Here is a 17,671-nt window from a genome sequence, read left to right as displayed (position 1 = left end):
TATAGGTCGGCTAGCCAAATCTGTCCGCGAGAGCGCCGTCACCGACGCGGCCTCTCGACAAACGTGTCGCTGGTGGCACTTACCCGGGCTCGGAGTTGGTGCCCTCGCCGGATCGCCCACAATGGAACCGTGACTGACCCGACGCCCACCGCGCCGCAACTGGTCGTCTTCGACCTGGACGGCACCCTGACCGACTCCGCGGAGGGGATCGTCGCCAGCTTCCTGCACGCCCTTGGCCACGTCGGCGCGCCGGTGCCCGAGGGTGACCTGGCCGCCCGCATCGTCGGCCCGCCCATGGACGAAACGTTCCACGCGATGGACCTCGACGGGCGCGCCGAGGACGCGATCGCAGCCTTCCGCGCCGAGTACGGCAGCCGGGGCTGGGCGATGAACACCCTGTTCGACGGGATCGCCACCTTGCTGGCCGATCTGCGCGCAGCGGGCGTTCGGCTGGCCGTCGCCACCTCCAAGTTGGAGCCGACGGCGCGGCGCATCCTCGCCCACTTCGACCTCGACCAGCATTTCGAGGTCATCGCCGGGGCCAGCCCCGACGGGTCACGCAAGACCAAGGAAGAGGTGCTGGCGCATGCGCTGGCGCAGCTGCAGCCGCTGCCGGAACGGGTGCTCATGGTCGGCGATCGCAGCCACGACGTCCACGGCGCGGCCGCCCACGGTATCGACACCGTAGTGGTGGGCTGGGGCTACGGTCAGGCAGACTTCGCTGACGGATCGGTCGCAGCGACGCACGCCGCGACCGTCGACGATCTGCGGAGGGCGCTCGGTGTCTGACCATCCGCTGCACGTCACCTTCGTCTGCACCGGCAACATCTGCCGATCGCCGATGGCCGAGAAGATGTTCGCACACCAGATCAGCGAGCGCGGGCTGGCCGACGCGGTGCGGGTGACCAGTGCGGGGACCGGTGACTGGCATGTCGGCAGCGGCGCCGACGTGCGGGCGGCGCGAGTGCTGCACGCCCACGGCTATCCGACCGAGCATCGTGCCGTCCAGGTCGGCGACGACCATCTGGGCGCCGATCTGGTGGTGGCCTTGGGCCGCAACCATGTTCGTCTGCTGCGCCAACTCGGGGTCGACGAAGAACGGATACGGATGCTGCGCTCATTCGACCCCCGCTCGGGGGCCTTTGCCCTGGACGTCGACGATCCCTATTACGGCGATCACGACGACTTCGAGGAGGTTTTCGAAGTCATCGAGGCCGCCCTGCCCGGTCTGCACGCCTGGGTCGACGAGCGACTCGCGCAGAACGGACACGGTAGATGCCCAAGCTGACGCGGGGACTGGCGTTCCTGCTACGGCCAGGCTGGATAGCGCTGATCCTGGTGGTCATCGCGTTCACCTATCTGTGCTTCACGGTGCTCGCACCGTGGCAGCTGGGCAAGAACACCAGGACATCGCGGGAGAACCGCCAAATCGAGACGTCGCTCAACACCCCGCCGGTAGCCCTGAAAACCCTGCTGCCACAGCAGGATTCGTCAGCACCGAACCAGCAGTGGCGCAGGGTCACGGCGACGGGGCACTACCTGCCCGACCTGCAGATCCTGGCCCGGCTGCGAGTGGTCGAGGGCGACCAGGCATTCGAGGTGCTCGTGCCCTTCGCCGTCGACGACGGACCGACCGTTCTCGTCGACCGTGGCTACGTGCGTCCGGAGCAGGGCTCGCATGTCCCGCCGATTCCCCGCCCGCCGACCGGCACGGTGAGCATCACCGCGCGGCTGCGGGACTCCGAACCACTGGTCAAAGACAAAGCACCGTTCTCCAGAGACGGTGTGCAGCAGGTGTATTCGATCAACACCGAACAGATCGCCGACTTGACCAAAGTTCCGCTGGCCGGGTCGTATCTGCAGTTGGTCGACAATCAACCCGGCGGCCTCGGCGTGATCGGGGTGCCGCACCTGGACGCGGGCCCGTTCCTGTCCTACGGCATCCAGTGGATCTCGTTCGGCATCCTGGCGCCGATCGGGCTCGGCTATTTCGCCTACTCCGAGCTGCGGGTCCGCCGACAAGAAAAGCAGCAGGCGCCGAAGCCCGACGCTCCGATGACCGTCGAGCAGAAACTCGCCGATCGCTACGGCCGCCGACGGTGAGTATCCGGCTGGCCTTTGACGACTTCCCGTGTGTAACTGCGGCTTTCAGTGTGTAGCTACGGTGCGAAATCCGCGATTTTTCCGCCGTACATGCACTTTCAACGCCGACGATGCACACTCAACGCGCGACGGCCGGCCCCCCGACGGTAAGCCAACGCAGCGGCCAACACCGCCGCGGCCGCCTGTACCACCTGCGACAGCCGCAGCGCGCGGCGTAGGTCGACCACCGTGGGCGCCCGCCCGTCACCCAGCCTCGGCCGGATTTGCAGCTCATGGTGGTAATGAGTAGGCCCGCCAAGCCGCAACCCGAGTGCCCCAGCGAAGGCCGCCTCGACGACGCCGGCGTTCGGGCTGGGATGACGGGCCGCGTCACGCCGCCAGGCGCGCACCGCCCCGGACGGGGATCCCCCGACGACCGGCGCGCAGATCACCACCAGCGCCGCAGTGACCCGGGCGCCGACATAGTTGGCTGCGTCGTCCAACCTTGCTGCAGCCCAACCGAATCGCGCATACCGCGGTGAACGGTGACCAATCATCGAGTCGAGCGTATTGATGGCGCGATAACAGAGCGCGCCCGGCGCGCCGCCCAGCGCCGCCCACAGCAGCGGCGCCACCTGAGCGTCGGACGTGTTCTCGGCGACGGACTCCAGCGCCGCGCGGGTCAGGCCGGGCCCGTCCAGCCGGGCAGGGTCGCGCCCGCACAGCGACGGCAGCAGCCGTCGGGCAGCCTCGAGGTCACCATCCTCCAGCAGTTCCCCCATCACCGTGCCGGTGCGCAGCAATGACTTTCCGCCCAGCGCTACCCAGGTGGCCAGCGCAGGGGCCGCGACGGTCGAACGGCGCTGCAGCGCCACACCCAGCAGTCCCACCGCACCCACCAGCACGCCGACGTGCGCGACCCCGGCTGCTTTGCTGTCGCGGTAGCTGATCCGCTCCACTTGAGTCGCCGCGAGACCGAACACCGCCACCGGATGTCCGGTGGCAGGGTCACCCAGGGCAAGGTCGGCCAGGTAGCCGGCCACAACGCCGACGACGGGCTGTCGCATCGAGGCGAGCATCCCGGCAGCGTCTCATACATCAACTACGCTCGACCCATGACGTCAACTGGCGGGAGCCCGCAATGAAGCGGCCCGCGACCCGGGTCGCCGACCTGTTGAACCCGGCGGCGACGCTGTTGCCGGCCGCCAACGTGATCATGCAGCTGTCGTTGCCCGGCGTCGGGTACGGCGTACTGGAGAGCCCGGTCGACAGCGGCAATGTCTACAAGCACCCGTTCAAGCGGGCCCGTACCACCGGCACCTATCTGGCGGTGGCGACCATCGGGACCGAGTCCGACCGGGCGCTGATCCGCGGGGCGGTGGACGTCGCCCATCGCCAGGTCCGGTCCAAGCCGTCAAGCCCGGTGTCCTACAACGCGTTTGACCCGAAGCTGCAGCTGTGGGTGGCCGCGTGCCTGTACCGCTACTTCGTCGACCAGCACGAGTTCCTGCACGGCCCGCTTGACGACGCCAGCGCCGACGCCGTCTATCGCGACGCCAAGCGGCTGGGCACCACCCTGCAAGTACCGGAACGCATGTGGCCCCCGGACCGGGTCGCATTCGACGAGTATTGGAAGCGCTCGCTCGACGAGCTGCAGATCGACCCGCCGGTCCGGGACCACTTGCACGGAGTCGCCTCGATGGCGTTCCTGCCCTGGCCGCTGCGAAAGCTGGGCGGACCGCTGAATCTGTTCGCGACGACCGGGTTCTTGGCTCCCGAGTTCCGGGCGCTGATGCAGCTGGAGTGGTCGGAGTCTCAGCAGCGCCGCTTCGAGTGGCTGCTGTCCGCGCTGCGGCTGGCCGACCGGCTGATTCCGCACCGCGCCTGGATTTTCGGCTACCAGCTCTACCTCTGGGACATGCGCTCACGCGCGCGTCGTGGCCGACGGATCGTCTAGCGCCGGCTTGGTCGGTGACGCCAACTGTGCAATCTACGACGCGTCGCCGGCGTGTCGCATCGTGAAATTCGCGCTCGGCGTGGCCGGCTAAGCGGACTATCGTGTCCACCCATGACCTTCCCGGCGCTCAACCACGTCGCTGTCACCGTTCGCGACATCGAGATCAGCGGCCCCTGGTACCGCAAGCTGCTTGGCGAACCGGTGGTTGACGAACACACCGACGCCGGCTTCCGGCATCTGGTGTGGTTGCTGGACGGCCGCACGTTATTCGGTATCCATCAGCACGACCGCCCGGCGGCCGACGAGAAGTTCAGCGAGTTCCGGGTAGGCCTGGACCATGTCGGTTTCGGCTGCGCCAACCGGGCCGAGCTGCAGCAGTGGGTCACCCGACTCGACGAGCTGGGCATCGAACACGGCGGCATTGTGGACGCGTCCTACGGCTCGGGGTTGAGCTTCCGCGACCCCGACGGCATTGCCCTGGAGTTCTTCGCCCCTCCCGGCTAATGCCGAACAGACGCAAACTCCCCCAATTTCCGTCGAAATCGGGGGACTTTGCGTCTGCTCACCGCACCGTCGCGAAGAACGCGCGCAAGTCGTCGACAAACAGCTCGGGTTGTTCGAACGCCGCGAAATGCCCGCCGCGCGGCATGCTCGTCCAGTGCGTGATGTTGTAGACGGGCTCGCACCATCGCCGCGGCGCCTTGAGTAGCTCGCCGGGGAAAGCCGCTACGCCGGTGGGTAATTCGACGCGGTCCATCTGACCCCACACCTTGAAGCTTTCCCAGTACAAGCGAGCCGAGGAAGCGGCCGTGCCGGTCACCCAATACAGCATCACGTTGTCGAGCAGCTCGTCGCGGGTGAGCACGTTCTCCGGGTTGCCGTCGCAGTCCATCCATGCGTGGAACTTCTCGACAATCCAAGCCAGTTGTCCCACTGGCGAATCGACCAAACCATAGCCCAACGTCTGCGGCCGGGTGGACTGCTGCTTGGAATACCCGGTGCCCCACTGCCGGTGCTTGGCCAATTCGGCCAGGGCGTACTGCTCCTCCTCGGTCGGGTCGGCCATCGCTTCGGCGGTCGGCCTGCCGATCGGCATGTTCAGATGAATGGCTGCGCAGTGACCGCGATTGCGGCCCATCTGAGTAGTGACCGCGGCGCCCCAGTCACCACCCTGGGCGCCGTAGCGCTCATAGCCGAGCCGCAGCATCAGCGTCTCCCAGGCCTGCGCGATCCGCTCGACTCCCCAACCCGTCCGAGTTGGCTTGCCCGAGAACCCATATCCCGGCAGCGACGGGCACACCACATGAAAGGCGTCCTCGGCGCGGCCGCCGTAAGCAGCCGGATCCGTCAGCGGCTCAATCACCTTGTGGAACTCCACAATTGAGCCCGGCCAGCCATGCGTGATCACTAGCGGGAAAGCATCATCATGCGGGGAGCGCTGATGAATGAAATGAATATCGAGCCCGTCGATTTCGGTGACGAACTGGTCGAACCGGTTCAGCGCGGCTTCACGCGAACGCCAGTCATAACCGTCGGCCCAATACCCGGCCAACTCGCGCGTATAGCCCAGCGGAATGCCCTGGCTCCAGTCGTCGACACATTCGGCCTCCGGCCATCGGGTCCGCGCCAAGCGGGAGCGCAAATCGTCAAGAACATCGTCGGGAACGTCAATGCGAAACGGTTTCACCCGTTCATAGTGCCGCTTACCCCGCCGAGCGTCCCTAAAATGCCGGCCAAAGCGGCTTTTCGGTGTACATATGCGGACGTTCGCGGGTTATAACTTGGCCACCTTGTCCGCGATCTGGCGGGCGATGTTGACCGCGGCGCCAGCCGCCGGGTTGGTGGCGCATGCGGCGATGTCAACGACGACGTTGTTGCTTGCGGTCAGTGCCCGCTGGCAGGCCCAGCCGTTACCGTCCTGCAGCGTGTCGGTCGTGCTCAGCACGCTACCGGTGTTGTCGATCGGCCCCATGGTGAAGATCTTGTCCGGCCCACCCGGCGACAACACGTGGTATTCGTGGTTGGCGCACAGCGGCCAGAATTGCGCAGACGCCTTGAAGAAATTCGCCGCGGTCTTGGCGTCCGGAAAATACACGACCGCCTGGATGACGTGATGAGCGAAGTTGGGCACCGGCTCCTGCAACTCCTGCGAGCGCACGGCCTTCCACCCGCTGTTGGCGTAAATGCTGGACTCCGCCGGCTGGGTGAATCGGCAGTTCTTGTCGGGCTTTCCGGCGCTGGTGTCCGACATCTGGGTCAGCGTCGTCTTGACCGGTACCTCGCCGTCGGCTGCCATCGCGGTACCGATCTCGGCCGGGCTGAGTAACAGCCCGTCGAGGGCGTCCACCGCGACCGGCGGGCGCGCTGGCGACGTCGTAGATGTGGTGCTGGGCCCCGTGGAATTTCCGCCGCCGCCACAGCCGGCGAGCAGAACGACGGCGGCGGCTGCCAAACCCCACTGCCGGAGTGCCGCCGGTCGATTCACGTCACCGACCTTGCCACACCCTTTTTAACTGGGCAAACACCGGCGCCGAACCGGTATGACGGACGACGCACCTACGCATGCGCCAACCGCAACTACCGGCGATTTTGCCGATGATACGGAGCACTAGGTCACCGGATGCTGGCTAGCATGAGCCGAAACGAGCTGGAGCGACCCAGACACCGCCCGCCGATTGTGCGTCCAGCCGCACGTTGGCGGCCGAGCGTGCGCCCAGCCGCACACACTCGCGACGACGGCGAGCGGGTCGGGTCGTGCAGTGCGCGCCTTCGTCAGTCGAATTCGATACGGATGCCTACAGAAACGCTCGGTTGCCGTACCGATCAAGGGAAACGAATTCCCCCACCGGTTTGCGCGTCGTGGGACCGTATTTGCCCCTCGGCCAGCCGAGCGGGATTACCGCGCACGGAGTGACATTCCACGGCAGGCCCAGGGCTCGCTTCGCCGCAAACGTGTTCCACAACGGCATGGTGATCAAGGCCGCGCCCAACCCGGCCGCGCGTGCAGCCAACAACAGGTTTTGCACCGCGGGGTAAATGGACCCCCAAGCACTGCTTGCAGCGACCGTCGGATACGGCGGAATGACACCTTTGAGGCATGCCACCACGACGACGGGCACGTCGTCGAAGTGATCCGCCTGCCATCGCACAGCCTTCTCGATCCGAAGCATCTTGTCGTCCATACGCTTTCCCAGCGCGCGCTTGTAAATCGGCCCGAAGTTGTTCAACGCGAAGCGATTCAAGCGGCCAAGCTTCGCGACGACATCGCGGTCCTTCACGACGATGAACTCCCAGTTCTGCGCGTTCGAACCGGTGGGCGCCTTCATGGCCAATTCGAGGATGTGCAGTACCAGTGAGTCGTCGACTGGGTCACTCTTGAGACGACGGATGGCGCGCTGTGTCCGCATCGCCTCTTCGAGGGGCATGTTCAAGGGTTCATGGCTCATGAAAATGATTCCAACACAGCCAGTCCGACTCCGGATCGCGGCCTAACCGCCGCGAGCGGTGTTGGGCCGGGGGCACTCACCTGCCTGAAGTGTGAGTGGGCGCGGACGGGATCGAACCGCCGACCGCTGGTGTGTAAAACCAGAGCTCTACCACTGAGCTACGCGCCCCATACCCGCCGGGCAGGCTACACGCCCGAAGGCCAACCGCCCAAAACGCTCACGCCCGCAACGCCGCCAAAGCCTGAGTCCACAGCCGCTGGTCGCGGGCCTCTCCGGGCTGCTTCATCTCGGCGAACTGAATGATCCCGGACCGATCGACGACGAAAGTCCCGCGGTTGGAGTAACCGGCCTGCTCGTTGAACACCCCGTAGGCCTGGCTGACCTGGCCGTGCGGCCAGAAGTCCGACAAAACCGGGAAGGTGAAGCCACTCTGGACCGCCCAGATCTTGTGGGTCGGCGGCGGCCCCACCGAGATGGCCAGCACCGCGCTCTCGTCGTTCTCGAACTCGGGCAGGTGATCGCGCAACTGGTCGAGTTCGCCCTGGCAGATCCCGGTGAAGGCGAGCGGGAAGAACACCAGCAGGACGTTGTGGGAGCCGCGGTAGTCGCCGAGGCTGATGGGTTGGTGGTTCTGGTCGCGCAGGGTGAATTCGGGGGCTGTGGTCCCAACAGCCAGCATCAGCGCTTACCGGTCCGCGATCTGGGCTGTACCAACCGGCTGGCGCTCCAGTTACCGAGGTTGACCGACGACGTCGGCATCAGGCCCGCGGTGGGGGCGGCTTCGGCGATTTCGGCGGGCAGGACGTGCCCGGGCCGGCCGGTCTTGGGCGTCAGCACCCAGATCACACCGTCTTCCGCCAGTGCAGAGATCGCGTCCATCAGGGTATCCACCAGGTCGCCGTCACCATCTCGCCACCACAGCAACACAACGTCGATTACCTCGTCGGTATCTTCGTCGAGCAACTCACCGCCGCAGGCTTCCTCGACCGCCGCGCGGATGTCGTCATCGGTGTCTTCGTCCCAGCCCCACTCCTGGACCACTTGGTCTCGTTGGATGCCCAGCTTGCGAGCGTAGCTCGGGGCGTGATCCGCCGCGACCACCGTGGGACCTCCTTCAGCCATGCACGTAGCGTGCGATGGGCTTAATCGTCGCACATGCAGCGGACGTCGAACATGCCCGCCTCAGGAGGCCACGCACAGTTTCAGGGCCTTGGTCTTCGCCGCGTTGAGCCGGTCGACCCGTCGGTTGAACTCCGCCGTCCCGACATGGGTGGCGATGGCGTTGGCAACTCCGCGCACGGCGTCGACGTATTCGCGGAATGCGTCCTGCATCTCCTGTGACAACGGCGGTCCGATGCTGCTTTCCACAGTGCTACCGCTGTTGTTGCTGGCATCTATGGCCGGCCCCTCGGTCGGGCCGGTGTTGCGCCCCGCATTGAACGCCGCCACGAAGGCGTTCACCTTGTCGATGGCGTCCTTGCTGGTGGTGGACAGCCCGTCGCAGGCGCTGCGGATCGCGCGAGTCGTCAGCGACTGTTGCCGTTGGGTCTCCCGCATACTCGATGACGCCGCCGAGGCCGACACCGACAACGACACCGACGAGCGGTAGGCCGGGGCCAGGCTGCTGTTGGCCTTACCGGCGCCGTTGGTGACCTTGGTACAGCCCACGATCCCGATCACAGCGACCGCGACACAACCGACCGCGAGAGCACCTCGCCTGGGGAACTCCCCCACGCGCCTGCGAGGGTAGGCACGCCATCCGATGAGCACGGCTTCAGACGTTACCGGGTCTCGATTGCCGCCGCCGTGGAGTACCGAATTTGCGGGCATGTCGCGTCGCACACGTGACCGGCCGGTAGCTACCGTCCCGGCACACCGGTGCGGCACGATAGGGGGAAGATCGCCAAGCAGATACCCCGCCAAGTACAGGAGCGGAAGTTGACCACCGAGTTCGCGCGTCCCGATCTGGCCAAAACCCCAAGCAGCGCAAGCGAACCCGACCGGGTTCGGGTGATTCGCGAAGGTGTCGCGTCCTACTTGCCCGACATCGACCCCGAGGAGACGTCGGAGTGGCTGGAGTCCTTCGACCAACTGCTCGAGCGTTCCGGGCCCGCGCGGGCGCGCTACCTGATGTTGCGGCTGCTGGAACGGGCCGGCGAGCAGCGGGTGGCCATCCCCGCGCTGACGTCGACCGACTACGTCAACACCATCCCCACCGAGCTCGAGCCGTGGTTTCCCGGCGACGAGGACGTCGAACGTCGCTATCGGACCTGGATCAGGTGGAACGCCGCGATCATGGTGCACCGGGCGCAGCGGCCCGGGGTGGGCGTCGGCGGTCACATCTCGACGTATGCGTCGTCGGCCGCCCTCTACGAGGTGGGCTTCAACCACTTCTTCCGCGGCAAATCGCATCCGGGCGGCGGGGACCAGATCTTCATCCAGGGCCACGCCTCGCCGGGGATCTACGCCCGCGCCTTCCTGGAAGGTCGCCTCAGCGCGGATCAGCTCGACGGATTCCGTCAGGAACACAGCCATCCCGGCGGCGGCCTGCCGTCCTATCCGCACCCGAGGTTGATGCCGGACTTCTGGGAATTCCCAACGGTCTCAATGGGTTTGGGTCCGATGAACGCGATCTACCAGGCCCGGTTCAATCACTACCTGCACGATCGCGGCATCAAGGACACCTCCGACCAACACGTGTGGTGCTTCCTGGGCGACGGCGAGATGGACGAGCCGGAGAGCCGCGGCCTGCTGCACCTCGGCGCGCTGGACGGCCTGGACAACCTGACCTTCGTCATCAACTGCAACCTGCAGCGCCTCGACGGGCCGGTACGCGGCAACGGCAAGATCATCCAGGAGCTGGAGTCCTTCTTCCGCGGCGCCGGGTGGAACGTCATCAAGGTGGTGTGGGGACGCGAATGGGACGCGCTGCTGCACGCCGACAAGGACGGCGCGCTGGTCAACCTGATGAACGTCACCCCCGACGGTGACTACCAGACGTACAAGGCCAACGACGGGGCCTACGTGCGCGACCACTTCTTCGGTCGCGATCCGCGCACCAAGGCGCTGGTGGCGGACATGACCGACGACGAGATCTGGAATCTCAAGCGCGGCGGGCACGACTACCGCAAGGTCTACGCCGCCTACCGGGCCGCCATCGACCACAAGGGGCAGCCGACGGTGATCCTGGCCAAGACCATCAAGGGCTACTCGCTGGGCGCGCACTTCCAGGGCCGCAACGCCACGCACCAGATGAAAAAGCTTGCGCTGGCTGACCTCAAGTATTTCCGCGACGCCATGCGCATCCCGATCAGCGACGCCCAGATCGACGAAGACCCCTACCTGCCGCCGTACTACCACCCCGGCCCGGACGCTCCGGAGATCCGTTATCTGCTCGACCGGCGCCGCACCCTCGGCGGCTTCATCCCCGAGCGGCGCACCAAGAGCAAGGCGCTTGCGCTGCCCGGCCGCGACACCTACAAGGCGCTCAAGAAGGGGTCGGGACAACAGGAAGTCGCCACCACCATGGCGACGGTGCGCACATTCAAAGAAGTGTTGCGCGACAAGGAAATTGGTTCACGGATCGTCCCGATCATTCCCGACGAGGCGCGCACCTTCGGCATGGACTCGTGGTTCCCGAACCTCAAGATCTACAACCGCAACGGCCAGCTGTACACCGCCGTCGACGCCGAACTGATGCTGGCTTACAAGGAGAGCGAAGTCGGTCAGATCCTGCACGAGGGCATCAACGAAGCGGGGTCGGTGGCCTGCTTCACCGCGGTCGGCACGTCGTATGCCACGCACAACGAGCCCATGATCCCGATCTACATCTTCTATTCGATGTTCGGGTTCCAGCGCACCGGCGACGGGTTCTGGGCGGCGTCCGATCAGATGGCGCGCGGCTTCGTGCTCGGGGCGACCGCCGGGCGCACCACCCTGACCGGCGAGGGGCTGCAACACGCCGACGGCCATTCGCTGCTGCTCGCAGCGACCAATCCGGCGGTGGTGTCCTACGACCCGGCGTTTGCCTACGAGATCGCCTACATCATCGAAAGCGGGCTCGCCCGCATGTACGGCGAGAACCCGGAGAACGTGTACTTCTACATCACCGTGTACAACGAGCCCTACGTGCAGCCGCCCGAGCCGGAGAACTTCGACCCCGACGGCGTGCTGCGCGGCATCTACCGCTACCAGGCAGCCAAGGAGAAGCGCGCCAACACGGCGCAACTCCTGGCCTCCGGGGTCTCGATGCCGGCGGCATTGAAGGCAGCGGAGATGTTGGCCGCCGAGTGGGATGTCGCCGCAGATGTGTGGTCGGTGACCAGTTGGGGCGAGCTGAATCGCGACGGCGTCGCCATCGAGCGGGCCAAACTGCGCCACCCCGAGCAGCAGGCCGGCGTGCCGTACGTCACGCAAGCGCTGGCCGAGGCCAGCGGGCCCGTCGTCGCCGTCTCGGACTGGATGCGGGCGGTTCCCGAGCAGATCCGGCCGTGGGTGCCCGCCACCTACGTCACGCTGGGCACCGACGGCTTCGGCTTTTCCGACACCCGGCCCGCCGCGCGCCGCTACTTCAACACCGACGCCGAGTCGCAGGTGGTCGCGGTGCTGGAGGCGCTGGCGCGCGACGGGGAGATTGACCCGTCGGTGCCGGTGGCCGCCGCGCGGCAGTACCGGATCGACGACGTGCTGGCCGCGCCGGCGCAGACGTCCGATCCCGGGCCGGGCGCTTAGCGCTAGCGCCGGATAGGTTGGCGGAAACATCCAGAAATCTCGCGTAGCTTTTAGGGATGAACGACAACCAGTTCGTCCGGCCGAAATCGCCGCTCGAGCTCCTGGACACCGTGCCGGACTCGCTGCTGCGGCGGTTGAAGCAGTATTCGGGCCGGCTGGCCACCGAGGCGGTCTCGGCGATGCAAGAGCGCCTGCCGTTCTTCGCCGAGCTGGAAGCGTCCCAACGCGCCAGCGTCGCGCTGGTGGTGCAGACGGCCGTCGTCAACTTCGTCGAGTGGATGCAAGACCCGCACAGCAACGTCAGCTACACCGCCCAGGCCTTCGAGCTGGTTCCCCAGGACCTGACCCGACGGATCGCATTGCGCCACAGCGTGGAGATGGTGCGCGTCACGATGGAGTTCTTCGAGGAGGTGGTGCCGCTGCTGGCGCGCTCCGAAGAGCAGCTGACGGCCCTCACGGTGGGCATCCTGAAGTACAGCCGCGACCTGGCGTTCACCGCCGCCACGGCGTACGCCGACGCGGCCGAGGCGCGCGGCACCTGGGACAGCCGGATGGAGGCCAGCGTCGTCGACGCGGTGGTGCGCGGCGACACCGGCCCCGAGCTGCTGTCCCGCGCCGCCACCCTGAACTGGGACACCACCTCGCCGGCGACGGTGGTGGTGGGAACGCCAGCGCCCAGCCGCGGCGGCCCCAACGAGTTGGACAGCGAGCGCGCCAGCCAGGACGTCCGCGATATCGCCGCTCGGCACGGTCGGGCCGCGCTCACCGACGTGCACGGCACCTGGCTGGTGGCCATCGTTTCGGGCCAGCTGTCGCCGACCGAGAAGTTCCTGGGCGACCTGCTGGAGGCGTTCTCGGACGGCCCCGTGGTCATCGGGCCGACGGCACCCATGTTGACCGCGGCCTACCACAGCGCAAGCGAGGCGATCTCGGGGATGAACGCGGTAGCCGGCTGGAGCGGTGCGCCACGGCCGGTGCTGGCCAGGGAACTGCTGCCGGAACGAGCCCTGATGGGCGATGCGTCGGCGCTCGTGGCCCTGCATACCGACGTGATGCGCCCGCTGGCCGACGCCGGACCGACGCTCACCGAAACCCTTAACGCTTATTTAGATTGTGGGGGCGCGATTGAGGCCTGCGCGCGCAAGTTGTTCGTTCATCCAAACACCGTGCGCTATCGATTGAAGCGGATCGCCGACTTCACCGGCCGCGATCCCACCGACCCCCGCGACGCATATGTCCTGCGGGTAGCGGCCACGGTCGGCCAACTGAACTATCCCGTGCATCAGTCCAGTGCCGCCAACAACGCACTGATCCCGGTTCCCGCGCCGGTCAGGGGCACTGTGATCGGCGCGTCGGATCGATAGTGACCCAGATGACAGATCGCGGGACGATATCAAACGGGTAGCTTACCGAGCGGTTTTGTAGGGTGTATACAAAAACCTAAGATAAGGTTCATAATCTGTTACACCCGCTAAAACCGTTTCCACAGTGTTCTCTTAGACACGTGATTGCGTTGCTTGCACCCGGACAGGGTTCCCAGACCGAGGGGATGCTGTCGCCTTGGCTGGAACTACCCGGCGCAGCAGACCAGATCGCATCATGGTCGCAGGCCAGTGGCCTGGACCTGACGCGGCTGGGTACCACCGCGTCGATGGAGGAGATCACCGACACCGCGGTCGCCCAACCCTTGATCGTTGCGACCACCTTGCTGGCGTACCAGGAGGTCACCCGGCGCGGCCTGCTCGACGGCAGGGAACTTGTGGTCGCCGGCCACTCCGTCGGGGAGATCGCCGCCTATGCGATTGCCGGGGTGCTGGCCGCCGATGACGCCGTCGCCCTGGCCGCCACCCGCGGCGCCGAGATGGCCAAGGCCTGCGCCATCGAGCCGACCGGCATGTCCGCCGTGCTCGGCGGCGACGAGGCCGACGTACTGGGCCGGCTAGAGCAGCTCGACCTGGTGCCTGCGAACCGCAACGCCGCCGGCCAGATCGTCGCCGCTGGTGCGCTGACCGCGCTGGACAAGCTCGCCGAAGACCCGCCGGCCAAGGCCCGGGTCCGCCCGCTGGGCGTAGCCGGTGCGTTCCACACCCGGTTCATGGCGCCGGCTCTCGACGGCTTCGCCGCCGCGGCGGCCGGCATCGCGACCGCCGAGCCCACCACCACGCTGTTGTCCAACCATGACGGGCAGCCGGTAGCCTCGGCCGCGGCGGCGATGGACACCCTTGTCGCCCAGCTCACCAAGCCGGTGCGCTGGGACCTGTGCACCGCAACGCTGCGCGAGCACCCCGACTACCAAGTCACCGCGATCGTCGAGTTCCCGCCCGCGGGCACCCTGAGCGGTATCGCCAAACGAGAACTTCGGGGAGTGCCGGCCCGTGCCGTCAAATCGCCCGCAGACCTGGACGAGCTGGCCAACCTCTAGTGCCGGCACGTTCAGTAAACGCACGTCAATTCCATTTGCACACAACACATTACGAAGGGAAGCAAGAACGTGGCCGTAACCCAGGAAGAAATCATCGCCGGTATCGCCGAGATCATCGAAGAGGTGACCGGTATCGAGCCTTCCGAGATCACCCCGGAGAAGTCGTTCGTCGACGACCTGGACATCGACTCGCTGTCGATGGTCGAGATCGCGGTGCAGACCGAGGACAAGTACGGCGTGAAGATCCCCGACGAGGACCTCGCCGGTCTGCGTACCGTCGGTGACGTCGTCGCCTACATCCAGAAGCTCGAGGAAGAGAACCCCGAGGCCGCCGAGGCGCTGCGGGCCAAGCTCGAGACCGAGAACCCCGAGGCTGTTGCCAACGTCAAGGCGAGGCTGGAAGCGGAAAGCAAGTGACCAAGCCTTCCACTGCTAATGGCGGTTACCCCAGCGTTGTGGTGACCGCCGTCACAGCGACGACGTCGATCTCGCCGGACATCGAAAGCACGTGGAAGGGTTTGTTGGCCGGCGAGAGCGGCATCCACGTACTCGAGGACGAGTTCGTCACCAAATGGGACCTGCCCGTCAAGATCGGTGGGCACCTGAAGGAGCCCGTCGACAACCACATGGGCCGGCTGGACCTGCGACGCATGTCTTACGTCCAGCGGATGAGCAAGCTGCTCAGCGGCCAGTTGTGGGAGTCAGCCGGCAGCCCGGAGGTCGACCCTGACCGGTTCACCGTCGTGGTGGGCACCGGTCTGGGTGGCGCCGAGCGGATCGTGGAGAGCTACGACCTGATGAACGAGGGCGGGCCCCGCAAGGTGTCCCCGCTGGCCGTTCAAATGATCATGCCCAACGGCGCCGCGGCGACCGTCGGGCTGCAGCTGGGGGCACGGGCCGGGGTGATCACCCCGGTGTCGGCCTGTTCGTCGGGCTCGGAGGCAATCGCCCACGCATGGCGTCAGATCGTCATGGGTGATGCGGACGTCGCCGTGTGCGGCGGCGTCGAAGGCCCCATCGAGGCGCTGCCCATCGCGGCGTTCTCGATGATGCGGGCCATGTCGACCCGCAACGACGAGCCGGAGCGGGCTTCGCGGCCGTTCGACAAGGACCGCGACGGCTTCGTGTTCGGTGAGGCCGGTGCGCTCATGCTGATCGAGACCGAAGAGCACGCCAAGGCCCGCGGCGCCACGCCGTTGGCCCGGCTGATGGGTGCCGGTATCACCTCGGACGCCTTCCACATGGTGGCGCCCGCGGCCGACGGTGTCCGGGCCGGCCGAGCCATGACGCGCTCGATGGAGTTGGCGGGCCTGTCCCCCAAGGACATCGACCACGTCAACGCGCACGGAACGGCCACGCCGATCGGCGATACCGCCGAGGCCAACGCGATCCGGGTCGCCGGTTGCGAACATGCCGCGGTGTACGCGCCGAAGTCGGCGCTGGGCCACTCCATCGGAGCGGTCGGCGCGCTCGAATCCGTACTGACGGTGTTGACCCTTCGGGACGGCGTCATTCCACCGACTCTGAACTACGAAACCCCCGACCCCGAGATCGATCTGGATGTTGTTGCGGGCGAACCGCGCTACGGCGACTACCGCTATGCGATCAACAACTCCTTCGGGTTCGGCGGCCACAACGTGGCGCTCGCATTTGGGCGTTACTAGGCACCTCGTCCGACCGCGCGGGCCCCAACCGGCCCGCGTAAGCGGACAGCACGGAAGGAACATTCGCTAGACCAATGGCCAAGTTGACTACGGGAAACGGCTTCCCCGACGTGGTCGTCACCGGCATCGCCATGACGACGGCGCTTGCCACCGACGCGGAGAACACCTGGAAGCTGTTGCTCGACGGGCAAAGCGGCATCCGCACGCTGGAGGACCCGTTCGTCGAGGAGTTCGACCTCCCGGTCCGAATCGGCGGACACCTTTTGGAGGAGTTCGACAGCAACCTGACGCGTATCGAGCTGCGCCGGCTGTCCTACCTGCAGCGGATGTCCACCGTGCTGGGCCGGCGGGTGTGGGAGAACGCCGGGTCGCCGGAGGTCGACACCACTCGTCTGATGGTGTGCATCGGCACCGGAATGGGCTCCACCGAGGAACTCATCTGGGGTTACGACGAACTGCGCGAGCGCGGCACCAAGGCCTTCAACCCGTTGGGCGTGCAGAAATACATGCCCAACGGCGCGGCCGCGGCCGTCGGGCTGGAGCGGCATGCCAAGGCCGGGGTCAGCGCCCCGGTGTCGGCGTGCGCGTCGGGCGCCGAAGGCATCGCCCAGGCCTGGCGGCACATCGTGCTCGGCGAGGCCGACATGGCGATCTGCGGTGGCGTGGAGACCAAGATCGAAGCGGTGCCGATCGCGGCGTTCGCGGCCATGCGCATCGTGCTGTCGACCAACAACGAAGACCCCGCCGGCGCCTGTCGCCCGTTCGACAAGGACCGCACCGGCTTCGTGTTCGGCGAGGCCGGTGCGCTGATGGTGATCGAAACCGAGGAGCACGCCAAAGCCCGTGGGGCCAACATCCTGGGCCGGATCATGGGCGCCAGCATCACCTCCGACGGCTTCCACATGGTGGCTCCGGACCCCAACGGCGAGCGGGCCGGGCACGCGATCGCGCGGGCCGTCGAGCTCGCCGGGCTGACCCCCAGCGACATCGACCACGTCAACGCGCATGCCACCGGCACCCAGGTCGGTGACCTGGCCGAGGGCAAGGCCATCAACAACGCCCTGGGCAGCAACCGGCCGGCGGTGTACGCGCCCAAGTCTGCTCTCGGCCACTCGGTGGGTGCGGTCGGTGCGGTCGAGTCGATCCTGACCGTCCTCGCGTTGCGCGACCAGGTGGTCCCGCCGACACTGAATCTGGAAAATCTCGACCCCGAGATCGACCTGGATGTGGTGGCGGGTAAGCCGCGGCCGGGCGACTACCGGTACGCGGTCAACAACTCGTTCGGCTTCGGCGGACACAACGTGGCGATCGCCTTCGGACGCTACTAGAGGACGCCCTTTAGACGGCGCTTTTAGAAAATGCCAAGGAT

The 17,671-nt window shown here is 66.6% G+C and carries 18 protein-coding genes and 1 tRNA gene; 11 read left to right on the top strand and 8 right to left on the bottom strand.

Translation table 11 applies throughout. From position 1 onward, the window contains the following. Positions 1-129 precede the first annotated feature (129 nt). From AC5Y2L_RS21510 to AC5Y2L_RS21500, 3 genes are read left to right on the top strand one after another with little or no spacing between them, the layout of a single operon-like run. The gene (locus AC5Y2L_RS21510; RefSeq protein ID WP_499931833.1) at positions 130-789 is read left to right on the top strand and encodes an HAD-IA family hydrolase; all 660 of its coding nucleotides are present in this window, start codon (positions 130-132) and stop codon (positions 787-789) included. Continuing rightward, on the top strand, positions 782-1,288 hold the full coding sequence (locus tag AC5Y2L_RS21505; protein WP_499931836.1) for a low molecular weight protein-tyrosine-phosphatase: 507 nt from the start codon (positions 782-784) through the stop codon (positions 1,286-1,288). Before AC5Y2L_RS21510 ends, AC5Y2L_RS21505 begins: the two co-directional genes overlap by 8 nt. Then, entirely contained in the window at positions 1,276-2,103 is an 828-nt protein-coding gene (locus tag AC5Y2L_RS21500; RefSeq protein ID WP_499931838.1) for an SURF1 family cytochrome oxidase biogenesis protein, read from the top strand. The genes AC5Y2L_RS21505 and AC5Y2L_RS21500 overlap by 13 nt, the downstream gene beginning before the upstream one ends. A 98-nt stretch (positions 2,104-2,201) precedes the next feature. Here the strand turns inward: AC5Y2L_RS21500 and AC5Y2L_RS21495 are convergent, their stop codons facing one another. Next, a complete protein-coding gene (locus AC5Y2L_RS21495) occupies positions 2,202-3,161 on the bottom strand; it encodes a cobalamin biosynthesis protein (protein WP_499931840.1) in 960 nt (319 codons plus the stop codon). Positions 3,162-3,223: 62 nt separating this feature from the next. Between AC5Y2L_RS21495 and AC5Y2L_RS21490 the strand changes: the two genes are divergently transcribed. Both AC5Y2L_RS21490 and AC5Y2L_RS21485 read left to right on the top strand, forming a co-directional pair. After that, on the top strand, positions 3,224-4,039 hold the full coding sequence (locus AC5Y2L_RS21490; RefSeq protein ID WP_499931842.1) for an oxygenase MpaB family protein: 816 nt from the start codon (positions 3,224-3,226) through the stop codon (positions 4,037-4,039). 111 nt (positions 4,040-4,150) lie between these two features. Then, complete coding sequence (locus tag AC5Y2L_RS21485) at positions 4,151-4,543, top strand: VOC family protein (RefSeq protein ID WP_499931844.1); 393 nt, start codon at positions 4,151-4,153, stop codon at positions 4,541-4,543. A gap of 58 nt (positions 4,544-4,601) precedes the next feature. Here AC5Y2L_RS21485 and AC5Y2L_RS21480 read toward each other — a convergent pair whose 3' ends face one another. From AC5Y2L_RS21480 to AC5Y2L_RS21450, 7 genes are all read right to left on the bottom strand, one after another. Then, the gene (locus tag AC5Y2L_RS21480) at positions 4,602-5,726 is read right to left on the bottom strand and encodes an epoxide hydrolase family protein (protein ID WP_499931846.1); all 1,125 of its coding nucleotides are present in this window, start codon (positions 5,724-5,726) and stop codon (positions 4,602-4,604) included. A gap of 87 nt (positions 5,727-5,813) precedes the next feature. Continuing rightward, on the bottom strand, positions 5,814-6,524 hold the full coding sequence (locus tag AC5Y2L_RS21475) for a sensor domain-containing protein (RefSeq protein ID WP_499931848.1): 711 nt from the start codon (positions 6,522-6,524) through the stop codon (positions 5,814-5,816). Between the two features lie 310 nt (positions 6,525-6,834). After that, positions 6,835-7,464 carry a nitroreductase family protein gene (locus AC5Y2L_RS21470; protein ID WP_499932397.1) on the bottom strand — a complete coding sequence of 210 codons (630 nt, stop codon included), beginning with the start codon at positions 7,462-7,464 and terminating at the stop codon, positions 6,835-6,837. A 117-nt stretch (positions 7,465-7,581) separates the two neighbouring features. After that, a tRNA-Val gene (locus tag AC5Y2L_RS21465) sits at positions 7,582-7,653 on the bottom strand. Positions 7,654-7,702: 49 nt separating this feature from the next. Next, entirely contained in the window at positions 7,703-8,164 is a 462-nt protein-coding gene (locus AC5Y2L_RS21460; protein ID WP_499931850.1) for a peroxiredoxin, read from the bottom strand. After that, on the bottom strand, positions 8,164-8,586 hold the full coding sequence (locus AC5Y2L_RS21455; protein ID WP_499932400.1) for a DUF3052 domain-containing protein: 423 nt from the start codon (positions 8,584-8,586) through the stop codon (positions 8,164-8,166). Before AC5Y2L_RS21455 ends, AC5Y2L_RS21460 begins: the two co-directional genes overlap by 1 nt. Positions 8,587-8,667: 81 nt before the next feature. Then, positions 8,668-9,255, bottom strand: coding sequence for an Rv2240c family protein (locus tag AC5Y2L_RS21450; protein WP_499931852.1), 588 nt, complete (start codon positions 9,253-9,255; stop codon positions 8,668-8,670). A 168-nt stretch (positions 9,256-9,423) separates the two neighbouring features. On the opposite strand from AC5Y2L_RS21450, the gene aceE reads away from it, so the two are divergent. The 6 genes from aceE (at position 9,424) to kasB (ending at position 17,630) form a co-directional block, all read left to right on the top strand. Beyond that, positions 9,424-12,216 carry a pyruvate dehydrogenase (acetyl-transferring), homodimeric type gene (gene aceE / locus AC5Y2L_RS21445; RefSeq protein WP_499931854.1) on the top strand — a complete coding sequence of 931 codons (2,793 nt, stop codon included), beginning with the start codon at positions 9,424-9,426 and terminating at the stop codon, positions 12,214-12,216. A gap of 56 nt (positions 12,217-12,272) precedes the next feature. Further along, entirely contained in the window at positions 12,273-13,580 is a 1,308-nt protein-coding gene (locus tag AC5Y2L_RS21440; protein ID WP_499931856.1) for a PucR family transcriptional regulator, read from the top strand. 140 nt (positions 13,581-13,720) lie between these two features. Continuing rightward, positions 13,721-14,638: an ACP S-malonyltransferase gene (locus AC5Y2L_RS21435; RefSeq protein WP_499931858.1), complete on the top strand. Its 918-nt coding sequence runs from the start codon at positions 13,721-13,723 to the stop codon at positions 14,636-14,638. 69 nt (positions 14,639-14,707) lie between these two features. Beyond that, entirely contained in the window at positions 14,708-15,055 is a 348-nt protein-coding gene (gene acpM, locus AC5Y2L_RS21430) for a meromycolate extension acyl carrier protein AcpM (protein WP_499931860.1), read from the top strand. Further along, the gene (gene kasA, locus AC5Y2L_RS21425; RefSeq protein WP_499931862.1) at positions 15,052-16,302 is read left to right on the top strand and encodes a 3-oxoacyl-ACP synthase KasA; all 1,251 of its coding nucleotides are present in this window, start codon (positions 15,052-15,054) and stop codon (positions 16,300-16,302) included. The genes acpM and kasA overlap by 4 nt, the downstream gene beginning before the upstream one ends. A 74-nt stretch (positions 16,303-16,376) precedes the next feature. After that, positions 16,377-17,630 (top strand): 3-oxoacyl-ACP synthase KasB, encoded by a 1,254-nt coding sequence (kasB, locus tag AC5Y2L_RS21420; protein WP_499931864.1) that lies wholly within the window; start codon positions 16,377-16,379, stop codon positions 17,628-17,630. Positions 17,631-17,671: the final 41 nt, after the last annotated feature.

It is taken from the genome of Mycobacterium sp. NGS66, assembly GCF_059812225.1.
Note: the sequence above shows the minus strand (reverse complement) of the source record. Positions and strands in the feature narration are given on the sequence as shown.